This window comes from Saccharospirillum impatiens DSM 12546 (assembly GCF_000423605.1).
Lineage (GTDB): Bacteria > Pseudomonadota > Gammaproteobacteria > Pseudomonadales > Natronospirillaceae > Saccharospirillum > Saccharospirillum impatiens.
This window is the reverse complement of record NZ_AUIH01000043.1, coordinates 1-27,000: the sequence shown is the minus strand read 5'-3', so window position 1 is coordinate 27,000 and position 27,000 is coordinate 1. Positions and strand designations below refer to the sequence as shown.

The 27,000-nt window shown below is 54.4% G+C and carries 23 protein-coding genes and 1 pseudogene; 22 read left to right on the top strand and 2 right to left on the bottom strand.

All coding sequences use genetic code 11. The features are described 5' to 3' along the window. Positions 1-13: 13 nt before the first annotated feature. The 8 genes from G565_RS0116785 to G565_RS24585 all read left to right on the top strand — a co-directional run bounded on the left by G565_RS0116785 (position 14) and on the right by G565_RS24585 (position 14,965). Positions 14-1,975, top strand: a complete 1,962-nt coding sequence (locus G565_RS0116785; protein ID WP_028671926.1) for a beta propeller repeat protein — start codon at positions 14-16, stop codon at positions 1,973-1,975. A 3-nt stretch (positions 1,976-1,978) separates the two neighbouring features. After that, positions 1,979-3,856 (top strand): hypothetical protein, encoded by a 1,878-nt coding sequence (locus G565_RS0116780; protein ID WP_028671925.1) that lies wholly within the window; start codon positions 1,979-1,981, stop codon positions 3,854-3,856. Further along, positions 3,856-6,708, top strand: a complete 2,853-nt coding sequence (locus tag G565_RS0116775) for a hypothetical protein (RefSeq protein WP_028671924.1) — start codon at positions 3,856-3,858, stop codon at positions 6,706-6,708. The genes G565_RS0116780 and G565_RS0116775 overlap by 1 nt, the downstream gene beginning before the upstream one ends. A gap of 489 nt (positions 6,709-7,197) precedes the next feature. Further along, positions 7,198-8,256, top strand: coding sequence for a ribosome small subunit-dependent GTPase A (gene rsgA / locus G565_RS0116765; protein WP_028671922.1), 1,059 nt, complete (start codon positions 7,198-7,200; stop codon positions 8,254-8,256). Positions 8,257-8,381: 125 nt separating this feature from the next. After that, positions 8,382-9,914 (top strand): glutamate synthase-related protein, encoded by a 1,533-nt coding sequence (locus tag G565_RS0116760; protein WP_028671921.1) that lies wholly within the window; start codon positions 8,382-8,384, stop codon positions 9,912-9,914. Positions 9,915-10,133: 219 nt separating this feature from the next. After that, on the top strand, positions 10,134-10,994 hold the full coding sequence (locus G565_RS0116755; RefSeq protein WP_028671920.1) for a cytochrome c oxidase assembly protein: 861 nt from the start codon (positions 10,134-10,136) through the stop codon (positions 10,992-10,994). 9 nt (positions 10,995-11,003) lie between these two features. Further along, positions 11,004-11,597 carry an SCO family protein gene (locus G565_RS0116750; RefSeq protein WP_245584206.1) on the top strand — a complete coding sequence of 198 codons (594 nt, stop codon included), beginning with the start codon at positions 11,004-11,006 and terminating at the stop codon, positions 11,595-11,597. Between the two features lie 65 nt (positions 11,598-11,662). Next, positions 11,663-14,965: a DEAD/DEAH box helicase gene (locus G565_RS24585; protein ID WP_051208142.1), complete on the top strand. Its 3,303-nt coding sequence runs from the start codon at positions 11,663-11,665 to the stop codon at positions 14,963-14,965. A gap of 119 nt (positions 14,966-15,084) precedes the next feature. Here the strand turns inward: G565_RS24585 and G565_RS0116740 are convergent, their stop codons facing one another. Continuing rightward, complete coding sequence (locus G565_RS0116740; protein WP_028671918.1) at positions 15,085-15,297, bottom strand: CsbD family protein; 213 nt, start codon at positions 15,295-15,297, stop codon at positions 15,085-15,087. 611 nt (positions 15,298-15,908) lie between these two features. Here G565_RS0116740 and G565_RS24580 point away from each other — a divergent pair. The 13 genes from G565_RS24580 to G565_RS0116670 all read left to right on the top strand — a co-directional run bounded on the left by G565_RS24580 (position 15,909) and on the right by G565_RS0116670 (position 25,702). After that, positions 15,909-16,337 (top strand): GerW family sporulation protein, encoded by a 429-nt coding sequence (locus G565_RS24580; RefSeq protein WP_084649434.1) that lies wholly within the window; start codon positions 15,909-15,911, stop codon positions 16,335-16,337. Positions 16,338-16,348: 11 nt separating this feature from the next. Further along, on the top strand, positions 16,349-16,942 hold the full coding sequence (locus tag G565_RS0116725) for a DUF2953 domain-containing protein (protein WP_028671916.1): 594 nt from the start codon (positions 16,349-16,351) through the stop codon (positions 16,940-16,942). Further along, a complete protein-coding gene (locus tag G565_RS0116720) occupies positions 16,939-17,214 on the top strand; it encodes a hypothetical protein (RefSeq protein ID WP_028671915.1) in 276 nt (91 codons plus the stop codon). The genes G565_RS0116725 and G565_RS0116720 overlap by 4 nt, the downstream gene beginning before the upstream one ends. A 133-nt stretch (positions 17,215-17,347) precedes the next feature. Further along, the gene (locus G565_RS0116715) at positions 17,348-17,530 is read left to right on the top strand and encodes a hypothetical protein (protein ID WP_028671914.1); all 183 of its coding nucleotides are present in this window, start codon (positions 17,348-17,350) and stop codon (positions 17,528-17,530) included. A gap of 142 nt (positions 17,531-17,672) precedes the next feature. Further along, positions 17,673-19,238, top strand: a complete 1,566-nt coding sequence (locus G565_RS0116710) for a histidine kinase N-terminal 7TM domain-containing diguanylate cyclase (RefSeq protein WP_028671913.1) — start codon at positions 17,673-17,675, stop codon at positions 19,236-19,238. A 287-nt stretch (positions 19,239-19,525) separates the two neighbouring features. Next, a complete protein-coding gene (locus G565_RS0116705) occupies positions 19,526-20,836 on the top strand; it encodes a hypothetical protein (RefSeq protein WP_157600123.1) in 1,311 nt (436 codons plus the stop codon). A gap of 338 nt (positions 20,837-21,174) precedes the next feature. Then, positions 21,175-21,624 carry a pilin gene (locus G565_RS27675; RefSeq protein WP_028671911.1) on the top strand — a complete coding sequence of 150 codons (450 nt, stop codon included), beginning with the start codon at positions 21,175-21,177 and terminating at the stop codon, positions 21,622-21,624. Positions 21,625-21,756: 132 nt separating this feature from the next. Continuing rightward, positions 21,757-22,386, top strand: coding sequence for a phospholipase D-like domain-containing protein (locus G565_RS27265; RefSeq protein ID WP_028671910.1), 630 nt, complete (start codon positions 21,757-21,759; stop codon positions 22,384-22,386). Beyond that, a complete protein-coding gene (locus tag G565_RS27730) occupies positions 22,383-22,613 on the top strand; it encodes a DarT ssDNA thymidine ADP-ribosyltransferase family protein (RefSeq protein WP_211227203.1) in 231 nt (76 codons plus the stop codon). Before G565_RS27265 ends, G565_RS27730 begins: the two co-directional genes overlap by 4 nt. After that, complete coding sequence (gene darG, locus G565_RS0116685; protein ID WP_028671908.1) at positions 22,610-23,686, top strand: type II toxin-antitoxin system antitoxin DNA ADP-ribosyl glycohydrolase DarG; 1,077 nt, start codon at positions 22,610-22,612, stop codon at positions 23,684-23,686. The genes G565_RS27730 and darG overlap by 4 nt, the downstream gene beginning before the upstream one ends. A 71-nt stretch (positions 23,687-23,757) precedes the next feature. Further along, a complete protein-coding gene (locus tag G565_RS0116680) occupies positions 23,758-24,504 on the top strand; it encodes an NYN domain-containing protein (protein WP_028671907.1) in 747 nt (248 codons plus the stop codon). Positions 24,505-24,742: 238 nt separating this feature from the next. Then, positions 24,743-25,405, top strand: a complete 663-nt coding sequence (locus tag G565_RS0116675) for a hypothetical protein (RefSeq protein ID WP_157600121.1) — start codon at positions 24,743-24,745, stop codon at positions 25,403-25,405. A gap of 33 nt (positions 25,406-25,438) precedes the next feature. After that, on the top strand, positions 25,439-25,702 hold the full coding sequence (locus G565_RS0116670) for a hypothetical protein (RefSeq protein ID WP_028671905.1): 264 nt from the start codon (positions 25,439-25,441) through the stop codon (positions 25,700-25,702). Positions 25,703-25,829: 127 nt separating this feature from the next. On the opposite strand, the gene G565_RS0116665 is transcribed toward G565_RS0116670, so the two are convergent. Further along, positions 25,830-26,387 (bottom strand): hypothetical protein, encoded by a 558-nt coding sequence (locus tag G565_RS0116665; protein ID WP_028671904.1) that lies wholly within the window; start codon positions 26,385-26,387, stop codon positions 25,830-25,832. Between the two features lie 427 nt (positions 26,388-26,814). Between G565_RS0116665 and G565_RS27255 the strand changes: the two are divergent. Continuing rightward, positions 26,815-27,000 (top strand): annotated as a pseudogene (locus G565_RS27255) (ISNCY-like element ISMaq5 family transposase); the annotation flags it as partial.

Genomic DNA, 27,000 nt, shown 5'->3' with positions numbered 1-27,000 from the left:
GGACAGACCTATCATGCACCTCATTAAACATTCCAGAGATTCTTTCGCTGTCCCCGCCGTGATCGTGCTGGGTACCTTATTAGCCGGTTGCGGTGACAGCAGCGGCGGCACGGGTTCAGGAAGCAGTGGTACGGATGGCGGCTCCGGCAGTAGCACCGATGGGTCAGGCTCGGGTGTGGTGAATGCCGGGTTCTCGTCCGACGCTGCAGGCCGTTGGGGCTGGATACACCCGTTGCCGCAAAACTACAGTCTTCAATCAGTGATTTCCGACGGGCAACAATTCCATGCGGTGGGCACCAACGGTACCTACATGACCTCACCAACGGGCGACAACTGGACGGTGAGGCACTTTCCGGCGGACGTTCTGGCAGACATCGCCTGGAATGGCGCGAACACCTTTGTTGCCGTTGGTGAGAGTGGCCTGAACGGTGTTGAAGGGCTGATTGCCTACAGCACCAATGGCGGGGCTGACTGGCAACCCGCGGAGATGCCAGATGACCCCGGTCGGCTAAACGATGTGGTTTGGACGGGCAATAACTTTATCGCGGTCAGTGCAGGCGGTGACTTCGTCGCTACCAGCCCGAATGGCACCAGTTGGACGCTGGCCAATAATGATGAGTTGGAAGGCTCTGCCGCGCTTGCAAACCAGGGTTCGACACTGGTCAGTGGCAGCAACAACGGGGCCTATTACAGTGAAGATGGCGGCTCGACCTGGGCGCCGGTGACGGGTGATATCTCGGGGACAACACCGGTCCGTGCCTTTGAGTACGAAAATGGCCAGTTCATTGGCGTTGGCGGAAACAACCTGGGAGGGTTTGCAACCAGTGCCAACGGCATCACCTGGAACCGAGACACCGACGACTTCGACTACGTTTTTCAGGGCAGCGCTTTTGACAGTTTTACTTTTGCCGCTGTTACACAATTCGGCGACCACTACTGGGTCAGCGACATAGACGGCAATATCCACCTGCGTGAGCTGGATGCGCCAAACTGGACCCAGCCCATTACCAGCAGTTTTGGCTTCATCGCGTCGATGGCGACCCGAAACGACTCGCTTCTTGCCGTTGGCACCAAGGGTGGCTTGCTGCGCGCCCGAGCCGGAGACGATTTCGAAGAATTGAAGGAAACCCCATTGGGCGGAGCGGATTTTACCGCCATGGTTCAGGACGATTCCGGCAACATCCTGATCGGAAGGGAAGACGGCGATGTGTGGCACACGGAAGATGATGGCGCTACCTGGACAAGTGCCACTGTCATTGGCGGTGGCGCGATCGCTGATCTGGCTTTTTCGGGCTCTGGCTATGTGGCCGTGGGCAGCGGGTTTATGGCCAGCAGCCCCGATGGCGTGAACTGGACGGTCGAGAATGGCATCGAACAGCCCGATTTTCCTGGCACCGCTATGGGCTTTGACTCCGTCGCGGCCACAATTGATGGCTGGGTGGCCATCGCCAACAACAATGTGGTGGTCTGTACCCTGGTCACCGATTGTGAGTTTCTGGATAGAAATACGCCGGTTCTTGGTATGAGTCGCATCGTGCACGATGGGCACAACTACGTGTTGGTCAATTTCAGTGGCAACGTCTACCGCAGCGCCGATGGCCTCGACTGGTCAAAGGTGTTTACGGCCGACGGCAACCTGTCAACCGTGGTCGCCAGTGCCGAAGCACTGGTGGTAAGCCCTAGCAGCACCAATGTGCAGGATGGGGTCTATGTCAGTACGGATCTCGGTGTCACCTGGGAGTCCGCTCGTTTTCCCGAGGGCGCTGACATTCTAGGCGGTGCTTTGTCGGTCAGCGACAACACTTTTTATATGTACAGCACCGGCGACTACACCCTATGGACCAGCCCCGATGGCCTCAACTGGGAATCCGAATATGCGCCGCATGTTGTCTACGACACGGTTGAGCTCGCACAGGGCCAGTTGATGCGTGGCATGGGCAACCGCCTGTTCAAGCGACTGGTTGAAGAGGAGTGAGCCATGAGTCTGGTTAATTCACACGCTGTGTTTCGCTGGCTTATCCCGGTGTGGGTGAGTCTTATTCTGGCCGTCGCCGGTTGCAACTCAGAAGGCAATTCCAGCGACGATTCATCCGATTCCAGCGGTGACGCAAGCGGACAAACCGACCCGGATCCAAACGACGACCCCGGCCCAAGTGACCCTCAGCCTGTCGCCGCGAGTATTGATCTGGACGTGACCAATACCACCTCCGGGCTCGAGCTGAGCTGGACCACCACAGGGGGTGGTTTTACAACCATCAATTTGTGTTTGGCCAGAGAAGCCATAAACGACCAGTTTGCCCAATGCAGTGCACTCACTTCCGGTGATTATCGGCCCGATGTCAGCTCGCCCCTGACGCTCGAAGCGTTGTCTCCCTCAGCCCGGTATTGGTTGCAGATTGAAGGTGAACGCTCCGGCGACGCACCGGTGTATTCCCGCGTGCAGGTTGGTGTGCCGCTGGTACCGGAAAATGCCGATATTGGAGACGCCGTTGAAGTCGTCGAAGAAACCTTCTTTGGCACCGACAAGCCGAGAGACTTGAATCGTGCAGGCGCTTATACACTGATTACGGGAACCTCAACGGACGCCGTGTTCTGGTCTTCGCTCGGTAGCGAGGCATCGACTCAGTACATTGCTGTCGAGGAGCCAGGAGGCAGTGTTTATGAACCGCTGAACCTGTCGTTGCAAGCCGGTCTTACCAAAACCCTTAATGTGAATGATCAGTTGTATTTCACCGCGCAGCGCGATGAGGGAAGTCTGTCTCCAACGGACATCTGGGTAACCGATGGCACGGCCGAAGGAACCCGGCGCCTGGTGGATAGCGAGGTGCACGACATTGCGATTCCCCGTTATTTTGTTGAACTCGATGGCGTTGTTGGTTTTGTTGCCTACACATCAGGAGACATTAATACTGATCGCTTCTATGTGATTGATGAAGCAGCCTCGGGAGGTGCCCGTCAACTGGCCGATATCACACCCTTTACCGGGGGTGTTGGCCTCAGGGTGATCGGTTTTAATGGAGACCTGTTTATATCCCAGACGCTGGGTACTGGCAGGCGATTACTGAAAGTTGATGCAGAAACTCTGGACGTTGAACCGTTTTGGACGATACCGAATTTTACTATAGACCAACGCGCGCCCTCGAACCTGACGGTTACCAGCGATTACCTCTATTTTACGGCCAAAGACAATGATGGCGAAGCGCTGTGGCGAACGGATGGCGTGTCTGACCCGATTCGTCTGTTTGATCCCGACCCGAGCACTAAAAATGAAAGTGATTTTCAGACGGCCTCTAACCCCATTCGGGTGGGCGAGAGTGTTTTCTTTTTTACCCGTCCCTGGGATCCAGATCGTAATCCACCAGCCTTTCAGTCAGCTCGGCAATTAGCAGTAGCAACTGAGTCCGGCGACGTCAGCCTGGTCTGGGTACCTGGCCTGGGTGATGGGTATTTCACGACGATTAGTGAAGCCGCCAATCTCGATATGAATGCCCTGGGCGATCGCTTGTTGTTCAAGTCGTCAATTCTAGCTCCCGGCGACCGCCAATGGTGGCTGACCGATGGGTCGGCAGCAAACACGGCACCCTTGCAGATCAGTGGTTTGCCGACTGATGCGCCCCCAAGCGGGCCACCGCACTTCTTCTCTGCAGATTCGCAACGAGGCGTCTGGATCACCGATGATGATCGCGAGCGTTTGTATTTTGTAGGCCGTGATCCGGCGCAGACTCAGTCGATAAACGGGAGCTTCACCATTATCGACAACCTGGTTGAGGTGGGCGGGCAACTTTGGTTTACCGCAGCGGCTGAATTTGCAGGACCAATAAGTGTGTGGCGTATTCCCCAGTTGGAGGTCCAATAATGCAGCTGCGGTGGGTAGCGGGTGTTGTTTTATCAGTGACACTTGGGGTGGTTGGCTGCAACAGTTCAAGCTCTTCGGGTTCGTCGACCGACCAGACGGTAACACCACTGGCTGTAGCGGCCATAACCGAAAACGATCTGGATTTGTCAGCTGTGACTCTGGGACAAACCGAGGTCGCGCCGCTGACCCGGGTCGAACTCAACAACGTGCCAGCCTCCGTCACAGAAGCAGATTTGTACATCGAATACCGATTGCAATCGGATGCTCAGGTCGTGGTGCCGGAAAACAGCAGTGAAAATGGTTTTGCGGCTGTGGTCCGTGAAGACGGTGATGGCGACGACACACCTCGTTACTGGCTGTCAGCACCCCTGGCCGACCCGGACGGAGCCGAGTTGGCGTTACGGCTGACCGACGGTGCCAGTTACAGCCGTGTATTGAACCTCGCGGTAGGGGCCCTGCCGCAGGCGAACCCGGACATTACGTTGAATTCAGTGCTGGATGAAGTGGAATCCCTGTTGCAGACCGTTACCGAAGCATACGGGTTGGACTATCCGGCAGACCTGCAAGCGATGATCGATACGCCCGCCAGTGTGCGCGCCGAATACCTGCCGCTGATTCGGGCTTACCATGCCATCGGGAATCCGGATAATACCAATGGCCTGCGCCAGAAGGCATTTGATGATCACACCCGCCAAGTTATGAACCGGCTATTGGCTCACTGGTCACCGGAAACCGGCCTTCGTCAGCGTACTGCCTTTGTTCAGCAAAATAGCGATTTGATCGACGAGGTTGTGCCGTTGCTGGCCGCCTCTGCAGGCACGGCACCAGACCTGCGATCAGGCTCGTTTGGCGGGACACCAGGGCGCAATTTTGAACCGACCACACGCTCCACTCTGGCCGACCCGCTGCAAGACCTGATGCTGCCCTCACCTGTTGAAATCAATTCTCCGAACTCGCTGAGATACTGGATGGATCGCTACGGAGAAATGTATCGCCTGCAACGTGACATACAACTGGGAATCGACATTACAGAAGACGTTGTCATGGTGATTGGGGCTGCCTCAATGATCGCCTCGGGCCCGGCCGGCATTCAGGGTGCAACAAGTGTTGTCGCTCTTTCGCAAACCGCCGATATGGCCGTTAGCATTGCCGGATACGCCAACGATTCGTTTCGTATGGTGCGAGCCTTCGCACCTTGTTGCATGATCGATATAGAGCTCGAACTGTCACCGGCTTCAGGTGTTGTCGCTCAAGAGGATGCCGCATCACCGGCCATGTTGGTCACGGGGGTGAATGCGTTCGTCACCAGCGATGCCATTGATCTGGCCGGTGAGTTGATGAGCATCGCTGTCGACGAAGTCGCCGGAAAGGTATCGGAAAAATTGTCGGAACGGTTTAAGGACTCCGACCTGGCTGAACAGGCGATTAGTAACACCCTCGGCAGTCTGTACGAAGGTTATGATTTCGTGGGCAAACGAACCTATTTCAGTTGGACGGTTAACCTGAATGGAACCGACCCGGAACGCTGGGTAGATCTTGAGCTGGATGGCCTGGCGGGCGGGCCCATCGTGTTCAAACAGTTGGAGACCCGATTTAATAATTTCCGATTTGATCTGGACGAGACAGTGTTCTTTGGTCAGGAGCAAGCTCCAACAGTACTCAGGGCAGGACCAAAAGAAGATGTTTTTGATTTCGGGCCCTGGCATCCGCCCATCCCTGTCGGTTCCGGAGAAATCAGTGGTACGGCCATTCAAGTGACCAAATCACCCAATGTGATCCGCATTGAAGAGCCCGGTCAGCAGGTCGAATTTACCATCACCGTCAGTAACGCCGCCGACGTTAGTCTCAATGATTCAGAGCTGTTTGATTTGGATTCCTCGTTAGGTGTGTTTAACGCTGTGATTAGCGGCGAAGACACGGGCGTCTATACCTACCGTTACACGGCGCCGGAGCAGGAAATAGACCTGCCCGAGAATTTCTTCGTGACCCTGTATGCCGAATCGCGTGATGGTGTGCGTGGACGCGGAGCTGACAGCCCGCCAGAACGCCTTACTACCATGGCCGTCATTAGCAGCCAACCTCAGTTACTAATCAAGCCTGGCGGTGCCTGCCTATCCGTTGGCAATCAACAAGTGTTTACCGCCATTGACCCGGATACGAGTGATCACTTGCCAGCAAACTGGTCGGTCAGTGGTCCGGCAATACTGGTTTCCAGCGGTGTGGTAGAAGCGACGGGCGAGGGCTCAGTGACGGTAACGGCCACTCACCCAACCGACGCGGATCGCACCGACCAGGTGACACTGACGACTGGCGATTGCACCTGCTGGTGGAATGGTCGGGCCGAGGGTGATTTCGGCCACAACATGACAAACGATGTACTGACGATCGATTTTAACGACAGCGGAGCGTTAACAGGGCTGAATTTGTCAAACGGTGTCACCGGAAGCATGAGCTTCACCCTTGACCCGGCGATACCAGCCGGAGCCACGGGCACCTACAGTATCAGCGAGAGCACCGGGTTAGACAGCACGAAAACAGGCCGTCAAATGGTGTGGAATAATCCGGCACCGATAGACCCGGCACAGAGCAATCTGCCACCCATTTCAACTCTGGAGCTGACATTGACCCGACACAACATGCTGGACGAGGGCAGCACGGCTGGTCTGGTTGAACCGGGCGCTCGCCAGCTGACGGGGGCAATAAGTGGAACCGTTGTTAATGACTATCTGGCCAGTACAAGCCCAGTGGAATTTAATCGTTTACTCGGTCGTCTGGAGGCCCGCTTTCAGGGTGACTTCTGGGTCGATATCGCCTCGAACCGACTCAATTGTAGCCGGGGGTTAGGGCTTTAACTGACTCTGCAGGACCCTCACACACGGGTAACTCAGGATGGGCTTCAACAAACACACCCATACAATTGTGGCGTCAACGTCTGACTTGTTCAGAGGCTCCTTAATTCTTGCTTGCCTGGGAGCGTGGTCAAACCCGACCAGGTAGCCCGACAACCTTCGCTATGATAGGTCGTCTTCTTGTGGCAAAATTCGTGGTGCTGGACGCTTGTCCAGCCGATAACCCCAAACAGGAGGTCCCGCTTTTTTATGTCTACTTCAACCACAGTGGCAATTGTCTGCACGGCGATTCGGGACTGATTTAACGCCGTAAACCCTGATTGGCTATACATCAGGCTGGTGGCTTCTGTTACTGCCACCATTTGTTGATTTCCCGTCTCGCCTACCGCTGCTTCACCGTGACGTACCCGTTTGATGTGCGTTTGGACAGCTATTGTCTGGGCAACGTCGTAACTGCGACCTGTGCCAGACTCAATACAGGCATGGAAATCGATGAATACTCCTATCTCGCTGGCAGAGCTTGGCTGGCGCCCGCTATTTCAACAAACACTCACAGTAGAGCAACTGGAAAGTGGCCTTGTTGCCCGCATCCTCGGTGTCGATCGAGATCGGCTGCAACTGCGCGGCGAACGATCACACTGGCACGAACCCCTTGAAAAGCGCTGGCATGAAGTGCCCATTGATGAGCGGCCGACCGTGGGCGACTGGGTCTGGCTGAAGCCGCATGTGCCGGGATCGCTGGTGGTGTTAACCCGCCAGACCTTGCTACAGCGTGTGGCTTCGGGGACTGAGCCAAAACCGCAACTGTTAGCCGCTAACATAGACACGCTGTTTATCGTGTCTTCCTGCAATGCCGACTTTAACAAGGCACGGCTTGAGCGCTACCTGGCGCTGGCGCTGAATGCCGGGGCCATGCCGGTCATGGTACTGACGAAGGCCGATTTGAGCGATACAGCAGACCATTACCGGGAGGCCGCACAATCCCTGCAAGCCAACACACCGGTAGTGCTGGTTAATGCGCTTGATGACAGCGCCGCCGAGTTGCTGAAGCCCTGGTTAGCCACGGGGCAGACGGTGGCCATTCTCGGGTCGTCTGGAGTGGGGAAAACCACGCTGACGAACACCTTGCTGGGCGACGGCCAATTCAGCACCGCCGGCATTCGCGAGCAGGACGCCAAAGGCCGCCATACCACCACCGCTCGTCAGATGGTGCGACTGCCCAATGGCGGCTGGATCGTGGACACGCCCGGTATGAGAGAACTGCGACTTGGGGACGCCAGTGAAGGCGTCGATCAGCTGTTTGATGACATCGTCGAACTGGCCCGGCAGTGTCGGTTCAATGATTGCCAGCACCAGGGTGACCGGGGGTGCGCATTAGCAGCGGCCGTTGAACAGGGATCTCTCGACTCTGCCCGGCTTGGGCGTTTTCTGAAGCTGCGAAGAGAGACTGTCAACGCGCAGCAGACACCCTGGGAACGCAAGCAGCGATACAGGGCTTTCGGTAAGCTGGTTCGACAGGTTAAGAAAGACAAGAGCCTCAAGAACCGCTGACAGCAATACTTGCTGAAAGGCGTGAGTAAATAATTGATTCGTTGCCCGCGAGGGTTCAGCGCACGTGCCGTGATCATCGTCTAGTCTTTATTGACGTGAACCCGATACTTGCGCTGGAGCCCTCTATGTCTGAACACCCTATTATTGCCGATAAAAAACCCGCCAAAGTCGAACTCAAAGCAGGTGAGTCCTACACCTGGTGCCGTTGCGGGCGGTCGTCCAACCAACCATTTTGTGACGGTTCTCACAAAGGTACCGGCATAACGCCGGTCACCTTCAAGGCAGAGTCTTCTGGCGATGCCTGGTTATGCCAGTGCAAGTCGACCGGTGACCAGCCCTTTTGCGACGGGACCCACAAGAAACTGGCCGACTATGCCAAAGGCGATGAAGCCCCTTCGATGATCCAGTCCGGTGCTCCCAAAGCCGAAGCAACCCCGGAAGAGCCCACCGTTGCCCGCATTCATGAACTCGCCCGCGATGGCTTGAGCAAGTTGGGGCATCACGGCGAAATGGGGGCCATGGGCGTGCCGCGTAAAGACCTGCCACATTGGGATGATCTGCAACTGTTGCCCGCCCAGATGGCCCGCAAGCCGTTGCTGGATGACGTCGACGTCGAGACGCGCACGGTGATAGGCCCCCGGGCGCGCAAACCTCTGGTGCTGGATATCCCTCTGTTTGTCTCTGATATGAGTTTTGGCGCCTTGTCACAGGAAGCCAAGGTGGCGCTCTCCAAAGGCGCTGAATTGGCCGGCACCGGCATTTGCTCTGGCGAGGGAGGCATGCTGCCGGAAGAGCAAGCCGAGAACTCTCGCTACTTCTACGAATTGGCGTCAGCCCGGTTTGGCTGGGACATCGACACCGTTGCCCGGGTACAGGCCTTCCACTTTAAAGGCGGGCAAGGGGCGAAGACTGGCACCGGGGGTCACCTTCCAGGCAACAAAGTGACCGACAAAATCGCCGAAGTGCGAGGGTTGAAACCGGGGCAGGATGCGATCTCTCCGGCAACGTTCACCGACCTGGTGACACCGGCTGACTTTAAAGCCGTGGGCGATGAAGTGCGTGAGCGCACCGGCGGCATTCCGATCGGGTTCAAACTCTCGGCCAACCACATAGAAGCCGATATCGATTTTGCCCTGGAAGCCGGTGCCGACTACATCATTCTGGACGGGCGAGGCGGCGGCACCGGGGCGGCGCCGCTGATCTTCCGCAACCATATATCCGTGCCCAGCATGGCGGCATTGGCCCGTGCGCGGCGCCATCTCGATCGTACCGTCGGTCGTGATGTCACCCTGGTCATCACCGGCGGGCTGCGTATGCCGGAAGACTTTGTCAAAGCCCTGGCTCTGGGAGCAGACGCCGTAGCCATCGCCAACTCCGCCATTCAAGCCGTCGGTTGCGTAGCAGCCCGCATGTGTAACACGAACAATTGCCCGGCCGGAATCGCGACTCAAAAGCCGGAACTGCGAGCCCGCCTGAACGTGGATGAGAGTGCCGAACGACTCGCGCGGTACCTGGGCGCCAGTGTTGAACTGATGCAGGTACTGGCCCGCGCCTGTGGCCATGCACGCCTGGCCGACTTCGACCCCGAAGACCTCACCAGTTGGAAACGGGACATCGCTGAGCTGTCGGGTGTTCGGTATGCCGGAGTTGGGTATTGAACCTAGCGGGCGCAGGTAACTGAGGCGAGTTGGCGCACCGGTTTGGCTCCTGGCGGGTTTGAAGCGTTGATAACCCGCCGAAGCCCGCACTCTATCAATTTCACTCGGCGGCGGATTAATGCCCGCCTGGTTGACCGCACTTCAGGCAAACCGTAGGCTCAGTGGCGCTGTGGGATTGAACCGATCCCGATATCTGATGACTGCTATCGAAGGAATGACGTGCCTGATTTGCTAACCATTCTGTTGCCCTACGAGTTCTCCTGGATTGCGGTGCTGTTTTTTGGCAGTACCAGTCTGTTGTACGCTCGCGGGCAGCGAGTTCTGGCACGCTCGGGTGATCCCCTGCCTGTCTGGCGTTCCGTGTTGTTCTGGCTGGGTCTATCGCTCGCCTATGCGGTGATGCATACAAGGTTCGACTACTACGCCCAGTTCATGTTTTTTATTCACCGAATTCAACACCTGGCATTGCATCACGTGGCCGCGATACTGCTGATGGGCTCAAACCCCTGGAAGGCGCTGGCCGCGGGCTTCCCGGAAGGGGCCGTTAAAAGTGCCATCGCCCGGGCGCTGCAATCGGGCTGGGTTCAGTGGCCCTATCGGGTCATTCAGTTCCCGCCACTGGCTGCTTTTTTGTTCGCGGGGTTGATCTTCTTCTGGTTAACACCCGATATTCATTTCAGGGCCATGCTGAGCCAGCCACTGTACCTGCTGATGAACTGGTCGATGTTCATCGATGGTCTGCTGTTCTGGTGGCTGATTCTCGACCCGCGTTCGCCGGTGAAGTCGGGCACGCTGGGCTTTGGCAAACGTATTCTGTTGATCTGGGTCGCCACTGTGCCGCAATTGGCTCTGGGTGCCTACATCGTTGGGGCTCCGGATATTCTTTTCGATATTTACGAAATTTGTGGCCGAGCCTGGCCCATTGCACCGATCGACGATCAGGTGCTGGGCGGACTGTTCACCTGGATTCCACCGGCCATGATGGGTGTGCTGATCATGGTCGTCGTACTCCGGCGGCTGCTGCACCAGTCGGCCAGCGACGATGAACAGCGGCGCACTGAACAATTCATGGGCAAATAGGGGTATATCGTGAGGAACATCAAGCGACTCGCTTTATCGGCTGCGTTGACGCTGCTGCTATCAGGCTGTGGTGGTAGCGACGCTGCCTGGAAAGGGTCGAACATTGAAGGGGTGATGCCGGATCTTGAATTCGAACTGATCTCGGACGCCGGAGAAGCGGTGACCGAACAGGCTTATGCGGGAAAAGCCAGTCTGGTGTTTTTTGGCTACATGAATTGTCCGGATATTTGCCCGGGCACGCTGCAAGGCTTATCGAGCGCCATAGAGGCGTTACCGGTTGCCGAACAGGATGACGTTCAAGTGTTGTTTATCAGTGTCGACCCCGACCGCGATACCCCCGAAAAACTCAACGCCTATACCGGTTTTTTCGGCCCCCAGTTCACCGGGCTCACCGGTACTCAGGCTCAATTGTCTGATCTGGTGAAGCGAATGAGAGCCACCTATGGGTATGGAGAAGCTGACGCCAAAGGTAATTATGCGGTGTCGCACAGTTCTGCAATCTATGGGTTCGATGGGCAAGGCAACGCTCAGGTTTTGATGAAAAGTAACCAGCCGATTTCAGATTTTACCGATGACATAGAACAGCTGTTGGAGCGCTCCTGAACGGTGTAGTAGGTTGTTTACCTCGTGGACCGTAAAATAACGGGTTGGTACGCTACGGCGCGCACTTGCCCCAACCCCCCACTATCAATCAATTGCCTGAAGCCAAACCTGCCATGCTGAACGCTGCAAGCCTGACCCGCTCCGAACAAACGCTGCTGAAAAAAGCCCTGACCTCCGAATTCCGTTCAGCGTTGGTGCAACGGGGTAAAGGCCTGTGGGCTGAAGGCAAGGTCGGGCCGATCGAGCAGAATTACATTGGCTTTGGCACTGGTACTGACTACTACGCCACCGTACTAGGCAGCAGCAATATAGCTTATGACGTCACTGTGAACGTGGATGTGGAGTTTACATCGGTCGAAGGCTTTTGCTCCTGCCCCTATGAATTCGACTGCAAACACAGCGTAGCTGTGATGTGTGCGCTACTCGACGAGTCTGGCTTCGGCACGCAATCAGCGTCTGCGGTAGCGGTGCAAACACCGGTTGATTGGTCAAACGCTTTTCGGGCAACGCTTGCGCCTTCATCAGTGACCATGCCGGCGCAAAGCTGGCATCTGGTGTATTTGCTGCGCATGACCGGCAATGCCGTAACGCTGAGGCTGGTGCAGCGATACCGCAAGCAAAACGGTGAGTGGGGAAGAATGCAGGAGGTATCACCCCACGCCGCTGATCGTTCACACACCCTGGGGGCGGCAGATCAGGAGCTTATCTCACTGGTTCAAAATGCGCGGCGAACAGTTGAGTTTGATGGACGCCGAAGCCTCGATATCTATCAGGCCCGGGGCGCACTCGGTCGGCAGATAATGGAATGGGCACTGCGCAGCGGCCGGGCACAAGACATGGACAGCTTTGAACCCCTGAACTGGGGCACTCCCAGTACGCTGATGTTTGACTGGCAGCCAGAGGGGAAAGGCCAGAAGCTGATCGCCCGGTTATCACCGGAACCCGGTGCTGGCTGGCAGCTCCATGATTGGCTGGTACCGCCTCTGTACCAAATCGGAAATACCTTTGGCCCGGCCGATACCCGGTTGAATCCCGAACAACTGGCCATGATTCAACGCATGCCACCGGTATCAAAAGCTCTGAAGGACGATTTGTCGGTGCATCTGAGCTATTACCTGGGTGAGTCGGTCGCTGAACAGGATCCCCTGGAAGACCTGACTCTGTTACAGGAGGCAACGCCCGTCATGAGGTTTGTCGGGGTGGCCACACCCGGTGCTGGCTTGCTGCCCGCGTTGCAGTTCCAGGTACGCTACGGTGACCTGTGGTTTACACCCGAATACGATCAGGCGCGTGCCAGCGCCAGTAACCCTGTTGAAGAAGAACTGGTCACCACAGGCAGCGGATATATTCGGCTGGAGCGTGACTGGGCCGGTGAGGCGCGCTGGGTAGAGCAATTACGACAGATGTTGCTTGTACCCTACCACTATGGCGATGACGTCGGTGAGCGCTGGGTACCTGGCGAAGTGCAACCAGCGCGTCATGTACTGGCCTGGAATCAGCTATTGTCGGCGCTGACCAAACTGACCGAAGAGGAAGGCTGGCAGTTGGATATCGACCCCAGCTACCAGATAGAGCAAGGCATCGCCCGGTTAAGTGCCGACGCGTCAGACGCCGGGCATGGCTGGTTCGATTTAAAACTGAACCTGCATCTCGAAGGGACCGAACTGGATACCGAAACACTGCTGTCCCGGTGGCTGGAAGCCAACACGCTGGATACCCTGGCCATGCAGGGTGAAGATCAACACTGGCGCACTCTGGACATGCAGCCGCTCAAGCCCATGCTGGGTCTGTTGCGCGAATTGTATCAGGGAAGCGGCCTCGGCAAGCCTGCTCGATTGCCAGGTTTCAAGGCGACAGACCTTGACGGTATAGAAGACATCAATGTTCAAAAGGCACCGGCACTCAAAAAGCTGCGGCGGGAGCTGAAAAACTTCCGGGGTGTGCAAACCATCGCCCCTGCAAAACACCTGAAAGCCGACCTGAGAGATTACCAGCAACAAGGCCTGAACTGGTTGATGTTTCTGCATCGTTACGGCTTTGGCGGCATTCTGGCCGACGATATGGGTCTGGGCAAAACCCTGCAAACGCTGGCGTTTTTGCAGCGGCTAAAAGCCGGTCGAAAACTGACACGCGGCGCCCTGATTGTTGCGCCTACCTCGCTGATCTGGAACTGGCAAAAAGAAGCGGAGCGGTTTACCCCGAACTTGCGATGCCTGGTGTTACATGGCCCGGAACGCAAAACGCAATTCGCGTCCATGGCCGACTATGATCTGGTGGTAACAACCTACGCACTCATTCAGCGCGACTTTGATGTTTACAGTGACGCCGCCTTCGATGTTTGCGTGCTGGACGAAGCGCAAAACATCAAAAATCGTCACGCCAAAACCACCCGCAGGGTCAAACTGCTGCCTGCCGATATGCGCCTGTGTCTGACTGGCACACCATTGGAAAATCATCTGGGTGAGCTCTGGTCCATTACCGACTATGTACTACCGGGGCTGTTGGGTGATGACCATCATTTTAACACGCACTACCGGCAACCCATAGAGCACAGTGGCAATGCAGAGCGGGCGCTGGAGCTGTCTCAGCGCATGGCGCCCTTTATGTTGCGACGTACCAAAGTTGAAGTTGTCAGCGAACTGCCGGCTAAAACCAATATCCAGCAAACCGTGCATCTGGAAGGGAAGCAGCAAGCGTTGTATGAAAGCATTCGCGTCAGCATGGAAAAACGCGTTCGTCAGTTGATAAAGGCGAAAGGCCTGGCCAAAAGCCGTATCGAATTTCTGGATGCGCTGCTCAAACTGCGCCAGGCCTGCATCGACCCGCGTCTGGTCAAGCCCAGCAAAGCAGCCGGTATTGAACAGTCGGCCAAAATGAGCTGGCTGACCGACAACGTGCCGGAAATGGTGGAAGAGGGGCGCAAAATACTGTTGTTTTCCCAGTTCACAACCATGCTCGATCTGATCGACAAAATGCTCACAGCACAGGGCATTCAAGCCGTCAAACTGACGGGACGGACACGCCACCGAGAAGCTGCCATCTCTGCTTTTCAGGAGGGCCCGGCTCCGGTCTTTCTGATCAGCCTGAAAGCCGGTGGCGCGGGCTTGAATCTGACCGCAGCCGACACTGTCATCCACGTTGACCCCTGGTGGAACCCGGCGGTGGAGAACCAGGCAACCGACCGGGCTTACCGTATCGGGCAAAACAAGCCTGTGTTTGTTTACAAACTGGTCGCCGCTGGCACTGTAGAAGAAAAAATACAGGCAATGCAACGGGATAAACAGGCACTGGCAGACACCTTATTTGAACAGAGCAATCAGGTCGGGTTACCTGGCAGTGGTGATGAGTTGCTGGCTTTGTTTGGGTAGGATGCAAAGGTGTTACTGGTATCTATTATTCTCTGCTACTGAAAGCACTGAATCATAGAGAAGAGTTGAGGCGGGATACCCGGTAACCGATTTTTTTTGCGATTACCGGTACGTCAACGTTAGTGCTTCAAGTTCTTCCTGAACTCATTGAACTGTCGGTTTGCTTCATCACGGGTAATGCCATAACGCTCCTGGATGATACCACACAGCTTTTCCTGTTCGCCTTCCGATTTCATGATTTCATCATCGGTCAGCTTACCCCAGGTTATTTTCGCAGATCCGGTGTGTTGCTTCCATTGTCCTTTGAAAACATCGCTGCCTGGCCAGGCCACTATGGCCGACTCTTCTGTTGAGTACTGCCTTTGTCGGATGCATGTGAACCATGCGTTGCCGGATTTTCCGTGCGTTTTGCGTCCGCTTGTTCCTTGTTGAGAGGTGCATTTCCAGCCTTGGGCTGGGCCTTGGTCAAATCAGGCTTTTGAGTAGATTGGTTCAGGGGTTGAGTCTTATTCATAATAAACCTCACACGGTATCCTGCTTGCCAAAAAGTGTTGGCGTGTCAGGAATTGCCACAGTGATCGGCCTGGTTGGGCAGTACTGTGCGCTAACCCACTTTGTCAGTTTTCCAGGGTATTGTTTACCTGCCTGTGCGCTGGCTAGCGTGACTGACTGGAATGTCACATTCGCAATGAAACTTCAGGTACTGTTGAAGCAAAGAAGAAGGGTAAAAAACCATTTGCGTAAAGTGACTTCCGTCACAGGACACAGGTCCATTCCATGCCCATACTCAATAGGTAGGTTCAGGCGTTGTACGCTTATCTGACTGTTCAGACCGCATCGAAGGATGGCGGCAATCTGGCAGTGGCGTGACCTGGCTTGAGAGCATTCCCTTCAATGGGTTTGCCAAATGAAAACGGGTCGACAACAACGCACGGAGCACAGTATGAAACAGGTAGAAGATCTGGTTAAAACATCCATGGGTGAAATTGAACGCCTACTCAACACCAAAACCGTGGTGGGCGAACCCATTACCCACGAAGGCAGTACTATCATCCCACTGGTGAGCGTGGGCTTCGGTTTTGGTGCCGGCGGCGGTACCGGCAACCCGGGTACCGGTGATGCCGGAGAAGGTTCTGGTATGGGCACCGGCGGTGGCGGCGGTGTGAAACCGGTTGCCGTGATTATCATCGACAAAGACGGTGTTCGGCTGGAGTCCATTAAAGGCGGCGCAACCTCAGTGATGGAAAAAGTGGTTGATGTGGTCGGCAAGGCCGCAACCAACAAGGCTGCATCCAACGAAGCAGCTACCGGCAAGACAAAAACAAAGGCTTCCTCCCAAGCCAAAAGCAGCGGTAGCAACGCCACCGACTGAAGGACTGAGCCATGTTCTTCGTCTGGGTGTTACTGGCAATAGTGCTCGTTCTTGTGGCGTTGTTGGCCGTGCCGCTGGAATGGACATTCACCGTTCAACTCGATCGCGAACAGTGCGAGGCTGACAGCCACATCAGGTGGCTGTTTGGTCTGGTTCGGGTGCGTATCACAGGTAAACCCGAGTCTGATGCCAAAACCAGGGCAAAAGCCAGGAAGTCCGATAAACAGCGGGCGAAGCGACGCAGGGGCTCACCATTAGCCGCGTTCTCAGTAGAAGGGTTTGCCAGCCGTTTGCTCGGCCTCGTAAAGCGGTTGCTGGCGGCGATACACATCCATAACCTGAACCTGAATGCCAGGCTGGGGCTGGGCGATGCCGCCGTTACCGGACGTTTGTGGGGTGTCATCGGCCCGTTGAGCGTGCTGTTGGCGCAAGCTAAAGCAACCCGTGTGTACATCGAGCCCGACTTTTATGACGAAGTGCTGGAATTCCAAAGCGATGGTCGTATTCAGGTAGTGCCACTGCAATTGGTGGCGCTGGTGCTTGGCTTTGTGTTTTCGCTGAACACGCTGCGCGCTTTTCGCGCCTTTAGAAGGGGGGCCAAATGAGTGACCTCCAGGTGGGAAAAACAACGCGAGTGGGGAATATAGCCCTGATCCCCCTGTTTCGTGTTAACACAGTCTGCATCGAGCAGCCCGATTTTTTCTGGCTCAATGGTACCGCAGAGCCCTTTGCGGTTGTTATCGTAGAGCCTGGCCGCGTGCGTGCCATTCAAGTGGACGCCGGTGAACTCTCTGTTGAGTGGCTTATCGAGCAAATAGCCGGACTTGATTCCGCCATTCAAGATGGAGCTAAGCAGGGCAGTGACTCGATAAAGTGAGTCAGGATAATTCGCGCGATTCTGGTCAGCCTATCCGTTTAACCACAACCCCAGTAACCCACTGCGTCCCCGCACGTTCAGCTTTCGACACAAGCGCACAATAGGCATTAGGCCGTGATTAAAGCACTGGCGTATGCTGAGGGTCAGCCAGGCCGGGTACCTGGTTCAGATTACCGAAGCACCCGGTGAATCGGAAAATAAAGGCGGTAGCAACGGGGGCAGCCTGAGTGTCTGGTTGAGTGTGCTGGCACTCTTCCTTTTCGCCCATAACGCCATTTCCCGGTACAACAGTGTAAAAGCCCGGGAAGTACGCTAACGCAGAGCGGATTTCTTGCCCGGCAGCAAAACGCAGATCGCTGCCGGTTTTTCGCAATGGCGTTAAACGGTTCCGTCAGGCTATATGTTGCATCGCAACGTCCCGTTTCCGTGTATGGGCTTTTTGCCCGGGGCATGATTAAATGCTGTCAAATCTACAGCCCCTGTCTGTCATGCACTGGTTTGCCATCACCAATCTGATCGCCACAGCGTTGCTGGTGCTTCTGGCCGCTTTTACCGGGCAGAGGGCCGAGCGCCGTCGGAATGTCAGCTTTATATTGTTGTTGTTGGCAATGGCCAACTACAGCCTGGCACTGGCGTTTGAATCGCTCGCCACCGACTTGAGTGAGGCCTGGTTCTGGAGCCGTATCCAGTATCTGAGCATTCCCTTTTTGCCGTCTTTGATCTTGCTGGTAGTGGGCCGGTTTGTTGATTTTCCGTTCCAGAAACCCTGGCTGAGAGCGGCACTGATCGGCTGTTTCGGGTTTTCACTCCTGATCACGATCCTGCATGGGTCCAGCTCCTGGCATGAACTCTATTACCGGGACATCGCTTTCACGCAGGTAAGTGGCATCGCCGGGGTCAGTTTTACGCCGGGCTTGTTTTACCATCTGTTTGACGCCTTCTACTTCCTCGTTTCGGCAATCGCTCTAACGCTGGTGGCGCGGCGTGCGGTCCTGGTACACGGCTTGTTCAGGGCCCAGGCCATTGCCGTGTTCATTGGCCTTGCACTGCCCTGGGTATTTGCCCTGGTAGGGGACCTTGCCCCCGTATCGATTCAACTGGATACCGTTCCCATTGCCTTTGTGCCCAGCGCCCTGGTGCTGGGGTTTGGCGTGCTTAACTGGGGCTTGCTGGGACTGGAGCCCATTGTGATGCGTACGGTGTTTGGGGCGATACCCTCCGGCTGCATCATCGTCGACCACAGCCGCCGGCTGCTCGATTGCAATGCCGCCGCGCAGCGCATGTTCCCGCGACTGGCTCAGTTAAAAACCGGCCAGACGATCGATTCGATTTATCAGGAACTGCCCGGCTTCGGTGCCGTATTGGAGGCGCTAAAAGTGCACGGCCAATGGCAAATGTGGTCTCCGGACAATCGCACGCATTTTCGTGTGCAACTGAGCTGGCTGGAGCAGAATCAAATGCATCTGGGCTACCTGATCCTGATTCAGGATGAAACCCAACAAGTCATTGCCGAGACACTCTTGCGCGAACGGGCTGAGTTGGATGGCTTAACCGGCGTACTGAACCGAAGCAGCTTTGATGAACAACTGCAGTTGGCGGTTGCAGAGAATACACAGGCAGAAACCAGCCTGGCGTTAATCCTGTTCGACCTGGACCACTTTAAAGGCCTGAATGACACCCGGGGGCATCAGGCCGGAGACGAAGTGCTCAAAGCAGTGGCCCGATGTGCCGAGGGCCTGATCCGGCAAGGTGACAGAGTGGCACGTTACGGCGGGGAAGAGTTTGCCCTCATACTGCCAGGAACAGATACAGCCGGCGCTCTGGTGATGGCCGAGCGGCTACGGAAATCCATCGCGCAACAGACGCCGGTGACCGCCAGCCTGGGCATCGCCCTAACCGATAGCGAGAACAGGCTCAGCCCGGCAGAACTGGTTCTACAGGCCGACCAGGCGTTGTACCGAGCAAAGAACGCGGGGCGCAACTGTGTTGAGGTGACGGTTGTGGCTACCATTGCCCTGCAGTAACTGCGGGTGATCTTAGGGTGTGAAGGAGTGATTAGAGTGAGGGTTCCTGGAAGTAGCTCATTGAAGTATGTTCCCTCTCTATGTCATCTGGCGTCCCATTGCACCGCTTGGGGTCGTTAAACACCCTGTTAAAAGTGGGTGAAAAAGATACGCCAGTGGTGGTACAAGCTTCAATTGTTGTTCCTGATAGCCATCGTCTAGATCCCATGGAAGCCAATTTTCGTTGTCATATCCGGAACTTCTGGTAAATTTGCCGATCCATTTTGACTTAACAAAAGTCTAGGCAAATGGATTCGTCTTCTAAGGGACTCACGATGGTAAAAAATATGCGGTTTTTAACCCTAAGCCTGTCTGTACTGTTTCTGGTTTCAGCCTGTGAATACACAGACGATGACCCAACCCTTGAGGCAGTGAAGGCCGAGGGGGCTTTGGCCGTTTTCTCCGATGAATACGATTCAGTAGATAAAATTTCGCTCAATGGTGAAGTCGAGACAATTGTCCTTACTGATAGCGATGGCAATGAATTTGATATTGACAGTGCATTCCCCAGGATGGGTCGAAGCGACCTTGTCGTGATGGATGTGAATTATTACACCTACGCCATTCACCGACCTTCTGGCAAAGCCATCCGCATAGATAGTTTCACTAGCCTGGATGGTCATATGGATACGGGTTTTTATCTTAACTATTCTGATCTCTATGACTATGAGAACAATGACATCCAGAGCTCAAGGGATCACTACGCATTCAGAATAACCAATAATCAAAATAACACTGTTGAACTACAGTCGGCGCATTTTGATGAGGACGGTCTATTTGTATCCTCACCGGTGCCCGACTCCAAACACACCGCTCACTTCATGCTTTCCGACACAGGAGTCCTGGCTTTCACAACTCTGGACATCAAGGGTAGCGGCGAATGCGCAACCCACATCACTAGCGCAGCAGGGAACGACCAATTGGAACCGCAGCCCAGTACGTTTTACTGGGTCGGCTCCAGTGGTAGCCTGTATTTCCTGAAAGCTGGCGAAACAGAGTCCTCACCCAGTGAAATACATCGGGTTTCTGTCGATGGGGGCTTGTCTACAGAGATAGTCGGCTATGAAATGGATGAAGTGAAAGGACCTTGTGATCGTGATATTCGATTAATAGGCTCGATCGACAAGAAAACCTACTTTCGACGTAGCTGGTACAACGATATTATTGAATTTGACGAAGAAACTCTGGAGCTCAGAGAGCTGGAAACACGCCCGAGCCGCGGCTTGGTTGGCGCCGGCACTGCTGGCGATTACATCTATTTCTGGGGCGGGTATAATTCTGATTCTGAGACGGATTTTCAATGGGTCGAGGCGCTGGATCAGTTTGACCCCTCTAGCGAAGTGACCACTCGGATTTACGAGGGAGATCCTATTCTGGTCGGGTATATCGACGACGACACATTGTGGGCCAAAATGTCGACACCGGGCCTCCATAATTGGATCGGAAAGATAGACGGCCTATCCACGTTAACCGGTATGACACCCATGACGGAAGTGTACCGCCCCCAAGGAACCTTCGATGGTGGGCAGCCTTTCAACTATATCTGGCTTGGCCGGTAAGCCTGGTTCTGAAATTGGTTTCTCTTTAGCCGATTCGTTCAGCAGTCCCAACAGCGTTAATCGCTTGTTTAGAGCTGAATCGGCGATAGAGGGGGGCAGTTGTTAGCATAACGTTACCATCTGATAAAAACGTACCACCGCACCAGTAGGCATGCTCTGCTCGTGCTTGGGTGCCGGAATATACATCGGCCGATATTTACTGGCTATTGGCGTTAATCATCACTGATTGCAAAAGCGCGATTGACAACGTGCTTCAATAAGCAACGTCTTGGTGCAAGATGACGATGTATGTCATTCTTACTTTGTCAGATGCCCTTAAACCAAAATAGAGAGCCACAATGTTATTGGAAGTCCGCTCCGCTGTGCTATTCCTCTGTATTGCCTTCGTCCTGGTCGCTTGCCAGACAATGCCCGATACACCCCCTGAAGTGACGAATCCGTACCAGCGAGGAGCATTGTTAGCCCAAGCCATGGCGGCGGTGAGTCCTCTAAGGGTAAGTATGACTGAGTACGCGATGGTGGAGGGGCATTACCCGGGGTCACTCGAAGAATTGGGCCTGGTTGAAGCACAGATGCGCGACAGCCAGTACTTTCGAGACCTTTACCTGGCTGAAGGCGGCCGAATCAAAGTATTGGTGGATGCCCGTTTAGGCGCTCGGGCCACAATGGAGCTTACTCCCAAATCAGTTTTGGGCGGAATGTCCACGGAGTGGCAGTGCAGGACGAATGTCCCGGACACAACGCAGATTGACACGTGCCAGTACGATCGGCGACTGAAATTTGATTAGCTTGCTCGTGAGCATCCGGCCATAAACGACATTCTATTGTTGAAATGCTAGAGAGATTTAGATCCTATATCCAACTGGCATCCCCCACTAAACCATGCGAACCTGGTCACTGCAGTAACCCGGGAACCCCACATGGATGAGCTTCACCAGGGCCTCTACGACCTACTGGCAACCGATGACCTTCAACAGCAAGTGGACCACTCCCTGCTGGAAGCCACCTTCGAGAAGATCAGCGAAGCCAACCTGCCAGAGCGCCTGGCAACGGCATTAGCCGAACGCCTGGTGCAGAGCTTGAACCGCATCAAAGCCTCTAAAACGAACACTAAAGCCGCTGAACAACTAGCCTGGGTCAACCAGATACTCGCCTCCCTGCAGCAACCCCCAATACCCGGCAACACCATCAGTTCCCCACCAAAAGCCCTGCGCGCAGTTCACCCCAGGGGGCTCAAGCCCGAACTCCCGGCCATCGGCCTGGCCCAGCCCTGGCTGTTCACCGCAGGCAAGGATTCCCCGGCGTTGCTGCACGAACTGCAGGCCGAGCTGAACAGCTGCAACCATGTCGATATTCTGGTGAGCTTCATCACCGTATCCGGCGTGCGCAAACTGCTCGACCGTCTGAAGGCCATTACCGCGACCGATGGCCAGGGCCGAAGCCAGGCCAGTGTGCGCGTGCTCACCACCACCTATACCGGCGCGACCGACCAGAAAGCCCTGAACCAGTTGGCCGGGTTACCGAACTGCGAAGTACGGATCTCACTGTGATTGACTGGCCACTCCTGCAAAACAGGGACTTCCGGCGCGATCTGGATGACCCAGGCAAGTTCGAACGGTATCAGGCGGAAGCTTTGGTATACGGCCGCTGCCCGGTTGGTGGGCTATTGGGTGTCTTCTGCCATTCGGACACGGTACGATCTGAACTAGAATTGATGATCAACACGAGTGGGTTGAATCTGCCGGTTTATACCCGGCCTAACTGGTATTTCCAATGATTAGATACACGACAGGAAACCTTCTGGACGCAGACGTCGAAGCGCTTGTGAACACCGTGAATACCGTGGGTGTCATGGGCAAAGGTATCGCTTTGATGTTTAAAGAGAGGTTCCCTAATAACAATAGAGAATATGAGCTTGCCTGCAAACAGGGCGAAGTCAGAACGGGCAAGGTGTTTATCACCAGCTCGGATGAACTGATGGGACCGCGCTGGATCATCAACTTCCCCACAAAGCAGCACTGGCGGTCGAGTTCAAAGATTGAGTGGATTGATCAGGGTCTGGAAGACCTTCATGCCTTCCTGATCGATAACCAGGTGCGTTCCGTTGCCATTCCTCCTCTGGGTGCCGGGAACGGCGGGTTGAGGTGGTTAGAGGTTAAGCCCAGAATTGAAGCCGCGCTGGCCGATCTTGAAAATGTGGACATCGTGATTTACGAGCCGGTCGAGAAGTACCAGAACGTGGCTAAGAAAAGAAGGGTTGAAACGCTAACCGCCCCTCATGCCCTGATAGCAGAACTGGTGCGACGGTACGCCGTACTGGGCATGGAGTGCAGCCTGCTTGAAATACAAAAGCTGGCGTGGTTTCTTCAGCGCGGGCTCGACAAAAGTGGCATAAAGCACACCTTGAATCTTGACTTCCAGCCCAGGAACTACGGCCCATACGCGCACAATCTGGACAAGTTGCTCGATGCGTTGGACGGCAGCTATTTACAGGCCGACAAGCGAATCTCGGATGCAAGGCCGTCGGACCTGATACGCTTTAATGACAACAAAAAGCTCAAAGTGCACACCTACCTGAAGACAGAAGCGCAGCCATTCCTACCAGCCCTGGAAGAGGTAACAGCCCTTATTGAAGGCTTCGAATCTCCTTTCGGAATGGAGCTATTGTCTACTGTAGACTGGCTGGTATCAAAACAGGGCTGTGCGGCCACTGTGGAAGGTGTTAAAGGCGGGGTGGCAGCGTGGCCTGCAGGTAAAAGATGGGCGCAACGCAAGCAAAAGTTGTTTGATGACAGAAGTATCTCACTTGCCCTTGAGCGCCTCTCTGGCCAGATCGCGAAAACCGCTTAACCCTTGCTGCTGTATAACCAGCATTTCGCTATGCTTGAACCACTACAAACTTGTCAGGGAAGATTCGCTCAATGGCGTTAAACCAAAACATCGCACTGCTGATCGACTGCGACAACGTCAGCCACCGGGCTATCGAAGGCGTGCTGGAAGAGCTCGCCAAATACGGCAAGGTAAACGTCCGCCATGCCCACGGCGACTGGAACAATCCGAGCATGAAAGGCTGGATCGAAAAGGTTCACCCAAACGCCATTCGCCCGATCCAGCAATTCGCGCTTACCAAAGGTAAAAACGCCACCGATGCCTCCATGATCATCGATGCGATGGATCTCTTGTATGGAGACAATGTAAATGCCTTTGCGCTGATGACGAGCGATAGTGATTTCACACCCCTGGTCATGCGCCTGCTCGAAAGTGGATTCACGGTATACGGCTTCGGTGAGAAAAAGACGCCCCAGCCCTTTGTGGATGCCTGCTCCCAGTTTATTTTTACGGAAAATCTTGAGGCGGTAGAAGAGCCCGAGGAAAGCACCGTCACCAAGGCCGAAGCGCCGCATTCAACACCGAAGAAGCAAAGTAGAAATGAGCTGAGGATGAATGCCGGCCTGGTGAAACTGTTGCGAACCGCCGTGGAACAAACGTCTGACGAAGAGGGTTGGGCACATCTGGGCGCTGTTGGTGCCTACATCTCAAACAACAGCTCATTTTCACCGGTTAACTATGGGTACAAGAAGTTAAGTGATTTGGTAAAAGCCTCAGAGTTGTTTGAGGTGCAGACGCACAACAAGGCCGTGCATATTCGTGATAATCGGGCGCGGTAATCTATGTGTACCCTTTTATCTTTGAGAAATGATGTAGGGTAGCTTTGTTAGACTATACTCCCTTTCTGATGGCTATCTGAGGGCCTCCATACACATTAACGGTGTTCGAATTAAATTCAAAAATACACCTTACTATAGCGCTCACCTAAGCCGGAGTATGCGGAAGACAGCTCTCAAAAACAGTCTGTGCTCGTTGGGATCGGGTCGAGTCCATACAAAAACCAGAAGGAGTAAGGTTGTGTTGAATAACGTTTCAGTAAAAGAAATAGTTTTCTTCTGTTCCTTTTCAATCGGGCTGTCTGGTTGTGCATCAGTGCCGTCGGAAGTTGTTGAGCTGTCTTATACAGTGGGACAAGACATTCGTGAGATTGAACAATCTTACGACGCATTGATTACCTTTAAGTTTGACGCCATGCGTCAAGACAGACTCAACTATCTGGATAATGAATGGGTTCCGGCCTATCTGGATGAATTCGTTGAAGAAGGACGGTTGGTTGACATTGCCCAGGGAGACATCGTGTGGTCTGAATCGGATGAGATGTTTGTAAACCCAACCCCAGGTCTGGAACAGAGGCAGCTGTTAGACACAGTCTTGGTTTGGAGTAGAACAGCTATTGAAGAAATCGAAGGCAAGCGAGCAGAGCTGATTGGACCACTGGACGATCAGGAGCGACTTGTCAGAGCGGAAGCCGCGGCAGCCTTTGATCAAATTCGCAGTGCCAATGCGCATGTAACGGCACACCTTAACTCCCTAAAGAAAGTTCGGGATGTTCAGAACCAGGCGCTGGACCTACTGGATTCGAGGGGGCGGGTCGCTGATTTGAACGAGAGGATTATTGGTATTTCTGAATGGGCCGAGGAAAGTCTGGAAGAAATACGTAAAGCAGATGAACGCCTTTAGTGGCTTTTCCAACGAAATGGAGGTCTGGATAACATGAAGAAACTCTCATCAGCAGCAAGAAATAGAGCTGACATTAAACTCAGGGCCCGTGAGCAAGAAGTTCTGGCTGCGACTGAATTTGACTGGGAATCGATAAAGCCAAAGCTAAGAAATGGCAAAGAGGTCAAAATACTTATGGATGCCGTGGCGGGCGCTACGGATAAGAATGAAGCTGTTGGCGATGTATTGAATCGGTTGGAGGCACTGGGTGGCAATGGGATAGAATTAGCCAGGAAAATCAGGAAGTTGACTATTTGAGTCATCAACAACCTGATACTACGTGATGCTTTAAGGTGCTAAGGCCTGTTCCGTGGCAGTCAAATGCTTTAGAGGCAGCTATCCCTGGTAAATCCGCCTATAACCTGGGGTTGAGCGGGCAGTAGGATTAAAGCTTCAATTCCAATTTCACGCCAATTGTTCTTTGTTCAATCGTTACTTCCGGGTAATAGGGGTCAGTTGTATCCGAACCCATGAAGTAAGCTCCCAATTGCAGGTGATCAGTCACTTCGCCACCAACCCCGATTAACAAGGCGCCACCAGAATTAAAGGCGGCATTGTAGTCAACCATGCTTAAATCAGAGATGCCCAGCGAAATTTCCATATAAGCCCCGCCTTGCGGTTCGAAGTAGTAGGAACCACCAATGCCTGCCAAACCGCCTACCCAGCGGTCGCCATCATCGTCCTGAAACCAGGCGGCTTCACGGTGATAATAGAGCGCAAAATTTGGGTTAATGTACCCCCCGATCTTCACTGCAGTACCAAAACCACGATACCGGCTGTCTGCGTAGGTTTGGTTGGCCTCAACTACTTCAATACCGACAGAAGTAATGCCAAGACCTCCGCTCAGATAGAAACCTGAGCGGCTGTCGGCCATGGCGATGCCAGACGATAATGCACCAGCGGTAATCAGTGAAAGCGATAAAACAGGATACTTCAGAGTCATTTTAAAATCCTAAGCGCGAGGGAAAGCTCGCGTCCGCTCAGAGCGGACGCTGTGTGGAAAATGGGTTTGAAAGTTAACTCAGAGTGTTAACCGGAATTAGCCGAAAACGGTGGGCGAGGCTTATTGCTCTCCGGCAGATAAATCTGTCCCTGTGTTAGCAGGATCTTCTACAGCATTATTGGCCTCAAGAGTCTGGTAGTATTCATCATAACCAGGCAGGTATGGACCCGGAGGAATCCTTGTGTAGTCGGTGTAGAAAACCTCATAGTTCGCCTGGCGAGTCAATGGCAGGTAGTTAGTGCCCGTCCATAAACGGCTAAGCTTCTGAAAATAAAAGAAAAATCTCGATCAGAGGGTTAAAAAGGCCCTAATACTTTGTAGAATTGTCTTCGACAAAAAAGCAAAGCACAAAGAAAAGGGCCTTACCATGCGAGAATCCCGCACGGCACAGAACAGTTTATTTGATGTGTATGCACCACACAAGTTTGGCTTGTTCCTTAGTAATCTATCGCGGGTGCTGGACGCTCACCCGGAGATACTCCCATTGCTGGAGGAAGACTTCCGCGCTGAAAATACACAGGTTACGGGACGAAAAGGGTTGTCCGTTGAAAGT

Coding starts and splice junctions, on each gene's coding strand:
- G565_RS0116775 (WP_028671924.1), top strand. CDS start 3,856: ATGCAGCTGCGGTGGGTAGCGGGTGTTGTTTTATCAGTGACACTTGGG.
- G565_RS27675 (WP_028671911.1), top strand. CDS start 21,175: ATGTTATTGGAAGTCCGCTCCGCTGTGCTATTCCTCTGTATTGCCTTC.
- G565_RS0116715 (WP_028671914.1), top strand. CDS start 17,348: ATGCTGAGGGTCAGCCAGGCCGGGTACCTGGTTCAGATTACCGAAGCA.
- G565_RS0116725 (WP_028671916.1), top strand. CDS start 16,349: ATGTTCTTCGTCTGGGTGTTACTGGCAATAGTGCTCGTTCTTGTGGCG.
- G565_RS0116720 (WP_028671915.1), top strand. CDS start 16,939: ATGAGTGACCTCCAGGTGGGAAAAACAACGCGAGTGGGGAATATAGCC.
- rsgA (WP_028671922.1), top strand. CDS start 7,198: ATGAATACTCCTATCTCGCTGGCAGAGCTTGGCTGGCGCCCGCTATTT.
- G565_RS0116705 (WP_157600123.1), top strand. CDS start 19,526: ATGGATTCGTCTTCTAAGGGACTCACGATGGTAAAAAATATGCGGTTT.
- darG (WP_028671908.1), top strand. CDS start 22,610: ATGATTAGATACACGACAGGAAACCTTCTGGACGCAGACGTCGAAGCG.
- G565_RS0116710 (WP_028671913.1), top strand. CDS start 17,673: ATGCTGTCAAATCTACAGCCCCTGTCTGTCATGCACTGGTTTGCCATC.
- G565_RS0116785 (WP_028671926.1), top strand. CDS start 14: ATGCACCTCATTAAACATTCCAGAGATTCTTTCGCTGTCCCCGCCGTG.
- G565_RS0116680 (WP_028671907.1), top strand. CDS start 23,758: ATGGCGTTAAACCAAAACATCGCACTGCTGATCGACTGCGACAACGTC.
- G565_RS24580 (WP_084649434.1), top strand. CDS start 15,909: ATGAAACAGGTAGAAGATCTGGTTAAAACATCCATGGGTGAAATTGAA.
- G565_RS0116665 (WP_028671904.1), bottom strand. CDS start 26,387: ATGACTCTGAAGTATCCTGTTTTATCGCTTTCACTGATTACCGCTGGT.
- G565_RS0116760 (WP_028671921.1), top strand. CDS start 8,382: ATGTCTGAACACCCTATTATTGCCGATAAAAAACCCGCCAAAGTCGAA.
- G565_RS0116670 (WP_028671905.1), top strand. CDS start 25,439: ATGAAGAAACTCTCATCAGCAGCAAGAAATAGAGCTGACATTAAACTC.
- G565_RS27265 (WP_028671910.1), top strand. CDS start 21,757: ATGGATGAGCTTCACCAGGGCCTCTACGACCTACTGGCAACCGATGAC.
- G565_RS0116780 (WP_028671925.1), top strand. CDS start 1,979: ATGAGTCTGGTTAATTCACACGCTGTGTTTCGCTGGCTTATCCCGGTG.